Raw genomic sequence first — 4,931 nt, 5'->3', positions numbered from 1 at the left:
CCGCGTGGCCACGGCCAGCAGGCTGGGCCGCAAGGCCGGCGCAGCGCAGGGATTCCAGAAAAGGGAGACAGGGGCGCAGGAGCGTGAAGATGGAGCCATGGCAGGAATCGGGGAACGAGGGTTGCTGGCTAGCTGCCGACCTCTTCGCGGAGTGCTCTTGCGAGACCATTGATTCCCCCCGGGTGTGATTTCTTCCTGCTGGCTTTCCGCGATTCTCCCACCAATTGATAATGATTATCATTTGTTTTGTATCATTTACGTCACAGGGGCAGATCACGGTCCCGCGCGGACCTCCTCCACAAACCCCACACAAAGACTCGACAGCGCAGCAAGATTGCCCGCTCACACTGCGGCGGCTGAATATCTGGAGCCCTTTGCTGTGACCAATAACGCCCAACTCCTGGCCGACGAAGCCAAGTACTGCTCGTTCGGGGATACCGTCCACTACGTCAATCCCCCCAAGATCTTTTCGGGCTGCGAAGGCAGCTACATGTACGACGAGGCCGGCACGCCCTACCTCGATCTGCAGATGTGGTATTCGGCCGTGAACTTCGGCTACAAGAACAAGCGCCTCGAGCAGAAGATGATCGAGCAGCTGCAGACCCTGCCCCAGGTCGCCAGCCAGTACCTGCACCCCACCAAGATCGAGCTGGCCAAGTTCATCGCCCAGGATGCGGAGCGCAAGTGGGGCCATGCCGGCCGCGTGCACTTCAACGTGGGCGGCGCCCAGGCCATCGAGGACTCGCTCAAGGTCGTGCGCAATGCCAGCGGTGGCAAGAGCCTGATGTTCGCCTTCGAGGGCGGCTACCACGGCCGCACGCTGGGCGCCTCCAGCATCACCTCCAGCTACCGCTACCGCCGCCGCTACGGCCACTTCGGCGACCGCGCGCAGTTCATCCCCTTCCCCTACCCGTTCCGCCGCCCCAAGGGCATGACGTCGGAGGAATACGCGGACTCCATCGTCCGGGAATTCGCGCGCAAGTTCGAGAACGAATACCACGCCATCTGGGACCCCAAGACCAACCAGTGCGAGTACGCAGCCTTCTACGTGGAGCCCATCCAGGGCACGGGCGGCTACGTCGTGCCGCCGCCCAATTTCTTCAAGGGCCTCAAGAAGGTGCTGGACGACCACGGCGTGCTGATGGTGGTCGATGAAATCCAGATGGGCTTTTGGCGCACCGGCACGCTGTGGTCGGTGGAGAACTTCGGCGTCAAGCCCGACGTGCTGGTCTTCGCCAAGGCGCTGACCAACGGCCTCAACGCCCTGTCGGGCCTGTGGGCGCGCGAGGAACTGATCAACCCCACCATCTTCCCGCCGGGATCGACGCACTCCACCTTCGCCTCCAACCCGCTGGGCACGGCCCTGGGCCTGGAAGTCATGAAGATGACCCACGAGATGGACTTCGGCCGCCAGGTGCGCGAATCGGGCGCCTACTTCCTCGAAGGCCTCAAGGAGCTGCAAAAGCGCCACAAGGAAATCGGCGATGTGGACGGCCTGGGCCTGGCGCTGCGCGCCGAGATCTGTACCGAGGACGGCTTCACGCCCAACAAGGCGCTGCTGGACAAGATGGTGGACATCGGCCTCGAAGGCGGCCTGGAATACAAGGGCAGCAAGCGCGGTCTGGTGCTGGACGTGGGCGGCTACTACAAGAACGTGATCACCTTCGCGCCCTCGCTGATGATCTCGCGCCCCGAGATCGACGAGGCCATGGTCCTGCTGGACCAGTTGCTCACGAAAGCCAAGGCGGCCTGAAGGCGCGATGCCCGCAGAGCGCCTGCACAACCAGCTCGAACCCCCAGGCCTGCTCGCGCAGTTCGCGGCCCATCCTCCCGAGGGCTTCGCACTGCTGCAGGACTGGCCGGCGCCGGCCTTCACGGCGCCCTTCGATCTTCTGACCACGGCGGACGACGCGCTCAAGGCGCGTCTTTTGTCGTTGCCCGGTGGCGGCTGGCTGTCGCGCCGGCTGCGCCTGTCCACCGACTTCGTGGGCACCACGGTCAGCGAGTACGCCGTGCTGCCCATGGGCATCCCTGCCGCCCAGCAGGCTGCCGCGCTGCGTGCGCGCGCAGGCCGGCGCATGCTGACCATCGTCAAGGACCTGCCCCAGGATTCCCCGCTGCTGCCGGACGCCGACAACGCCCATGCACGGGCGCTGGCGCAGGCCCTGGCCGATGCGGGCTTCATCCTGGTCGAAGGCCAGGCCCTGGCCCATGTGCCCATCGACTTCTCCAGCCTGGACGAGTACCTTGCGCGCCTGTCCAGGAGCCGCCGCCAGAACCTGCGCCGCAAGCTCAAAAGCCGCGCGCAGCTGCAGGTGCAGCGCATTCCCACGGGCGCGGCCTTTGCCGATGACGCCTGCGTCGATGCCTACTACGCGCTGTTCGATGCGGTGTATGCGCAAAGCGAGATCCACTTCGACAGGCTCACGCGCGATTTCTTCGCGGCCGTGCTGCGCGATGCAGGCAACGGCGGCCTCGTCTTCGAGTACCGCGCGCTGCAGGACGACGGCGCGCCCGGCGTGCTGCTGGGCTGGAACCTGTGCTTCGAGCACGGCGGCAAGCTGATCGACAAGTACATCGGCCTGTCCTACCCGGCCGCACGCGAGGCCAACCTCTACTTCGTGAGCTGGATGGTCAACCTCGAATACGCCATCGAACGCGGCCTGAGCCACTACGTGGCCGGCTGGACCGATCCCGAGGTCAAGGCCCAGCTGGGCGCCAGCTTCACCTTCACGCAGCATGCGGTCTTCATCCGCAACCCGCTGCTGCGCGCACTGGGCCGGCGCTTTGCCGGCCACTTCGAAAGCGATCGCCAATGGAGCGAACAGAACTGAATGCCCAGCCGGTCGTGCTGGATGTGGATGGCTCGGTGGGGTCCTTGCCCGGCGAGCTGCGCCTGCCGCTGCAGCACTGGCAGGAGCAGGTGCGCTTCGGCTGCGGCCTGCGGCGCTTCGCGCGGTTCCGCGCGGCGCTCGATGCACAGCTGCCCGCCGCGCATGGCACGGCCCTCATGGGCAGCGGCGACTTCCACCATCTGAGCTGGCCGCTGATCGAGCGCTGCATCGCGGCGCGGGCCCTGTCCTCAGGCCGGCCGCTGCGCGTGGTCGTGCTGGACAACCACCCCGACAACATGCGCTTTCCCTGGGGCGTGCACTGCGGCTCCTGGGTGCGCCGCGTGGCCCTGCATCCGGCCGTCTCGCATGTGCACGTGGCCGGCATCACTTCCGGCGACATCGGCCGCGCACACGCCTGGGAGAACTACCTCACGCCGCTGCGCGCGGGCCGCCTGAGCTACTGGAGCGCGGGCGTGGACACGGGCTGGGCGCGCCGCCTGGGCGTGGACTCGGCCTTTCGCAGCTTTGCCAGCGTAGCCGAGCTGTCGCGCACGCTGGCGCGCATGCTGCGCGAGCAGGCCCAGCCCACCTACCTGAGCATCGACAAGGACGTGTTCGCGCCCGAGGTGGTGCGCACCAACTGGGACCAGGGCCGCATGCTGGAGAGCGAAGCCATGGACATCATTGGCGCGCTGTCCGGCCAGATCGTGGGCAGCGACATCACGGGCGATGTGTCTTCCTGGCGCTACGCGACCTGGTGGAAGCGCTGGATGAGCGCGGGTGACGGCCAGGACACGCAGATCGGCGCGCAGACGCTGGCCACCTGGCAACTGGGCCAGCATGCGTTCAACGAGCGCCTAGTGGAGCGTCTGCAGCAGGCCGGCTGAGGCCCCACCGGAGCTGCGGCGACCGGGGCTGCGAGGTCAGGCGGCGGCCTGCTTCGTGGCGCTTTCCAGCACCTGGACCAGATCGCCAAAGCGCGCGTCGTCGAACCACAGGCTGTTGCCCACGGCCACCAGGCGCCGTGCCCAGTCGCGCCCCTGGTCCACCACGTCCTGGCGCGCCAGGCCCAGCACATGGTCGTAGCGTCCATAGTCGGGCAGCACATGGACGAAGGGCAGCGACAAACCCCAGCCCCGCCCCCATTGCGCGCGCAGCAGCGCATCGCGCGTGGCGGCATCGCGCAGGCGCAGCAGCAGCACGGGCCAGACGCCTTGCGCACCCGGCACGGTGTCGCCCACCACCTCGATGCCATCGATGGCCGACAGCCAGGCGCCGCGCTCACGCGCCTGGCGCTGCAGTTGCTGCTGGAAATCCGCCAGCCGCGCCAGCGCGCGCCGGCCCACGCGGCGGCGCCAGGCGCCCAGTTCATGGCGGGCAATGGCGTCGTCGAAATCATCGCCGGCGGCCTGCACCCAGTCGCTGCGCGACAGCGCATCGCGCAAGGGGCGGCCATAGGCCAGGTCCAGCCCGGCGGGGCGGTACAGCGCCGCATAGCCCAGCAGCTCCAGGCTGCGGCGCAACTCCCAGCCCCGGTCCTGGCGCACGCTGGCTGCATGTGTCTCGCGCAGTGCCTCGCGCAGCGCGGGGTCGCGCGCCAGCAGCACGCCGCCCTCGAAGGTGGTCAGGCCCTTGCCCACGGCCAGGCTGTAGAAGCCCACATCGCCCTGCCAGCCCACGGGCTCGCCGCGCAGGCGCGCGCCCAGGGCCTGGGCCGCGTCCTCCACCACCCAGGCACCCACGGCGCGCGCGCAGTCCAGGGCCGTGTCCACGTCGGCCACGCGGCCGCACAGATGCGTGGGCAGCACGGCCAGGGTGCGTTCGCTGCACAGGGCGCGCAGATGGTGGCGGCTCATGTCCAGCGTGTCGGGGCGCAGGTCGCACAGGCGCAGCTGCAGGCCGCAGTGCGCCACGGCCAGGGCCACCAGCGGGCAGGTATAGGCGGGGGCGATGACTTCGCTACGGCCCGGCGCCAGGCGGCGCAGGGTCTGCAGCGCCACCATCAGCGCCGAGGTGCCAGAGCATTCAAGCTGCACGGCGGGCACGCCCAGCCACTGCGCCAGCGCCGTCGCCAGGTCTGCATCGCCCCAGACGCGG

The 4,931-nt window shown here is 68.4% G+C and carries 4 protein-coding genes; 3 read left to right on the top strand and 1 reads right to left on the bottom strand.

The features are described from left to right. Window positions 1–379: 379 nt before the first annotated feature. From L995_RS19975 to L995_RS19965, 3 genes are read left to right on the top strand one after another with little or no spacing between them, the layout of a single operon-like run. Window positions 380–1,753, top strand: a complete 1,374-nt coding sequence (locus L995_RS19975; protein ID WP_016452231.1) for an aspartate aminotransferase family protein — start codon at window positions 380–382, stop codon at window positions 1,751–1,753. A gap of 7 nt (window positions 1,754–1,760) precedes the next feature. Next, window positions 1,761–2,834 carry a GNAT family N-acetyltransferase gene (locus L995_RS19970; protein WP_047473198.1) on the top strand — a complete coding sequence of 358 codons (1,074 nt, stop codon included), beginning with the start codon at window positions 1,761–1,763 and terminating at the stop codon, window positions 2,832–2,834. Continuing rightward, complete coding sequence (locus tag L995_RS19965) at window positions 2,816–3,721, top strand: arginase family protein (RefSeq protein WP_016447368.1); 906 nt, start codon at window positions 2,816–2,818, stop codon at window positions 3,719–3,721. Before L995_RS19970 ends, L995_RS19965 begins: the two co-directional genes overlap by 19 nt. A 36-nt stretch (window positions 3,722–3,757) precedes the next feature. On the opposite strand, the gene L995_RS19960 is transcribed toward L995_RS19965, so the two are convergent. Then, a partial coding sequence (locus L995_RS19960; RefSeq protein ID WP_047473197.1) for a DegT/DnrJ/EryC1/StrS family aminotransferase occupies window positions 3,758–4,931 on the bottom strand: 1,174 nt, incomplete at its 5' end.

This window comes from Delftia sp. ZNC0008 (assembly GCF_000799035.1).
In the GTDB taxonomy this organism is placed as follows: domain Bacteria; phylum Pseudomonadota; class Gammaproteobacteria; order Burkholderiales; family Burkholderiaceae_C; genus Comamonas; species Comamonas tsuruhatensis.
This window is presented reverse-complemented; position numbering and strand designations above follow the sequence as displayed.

Coding starts and splice junctions, on each gene's coding strand:
- L995_RS19970 (WP_047473198.1), top strand. CDS start 1,761: ATGCCCGCAGAGCGCCTGCACAACCAGCTCGAACCCCCAGGCCTGCTC.
- L995_RS19965 (WP_016447368.1), top strand. CDS start 2,816: ATGGAGCGAACAGAACTGAATGCCCAGCCGGTCGTGCTGGATGTGGAT.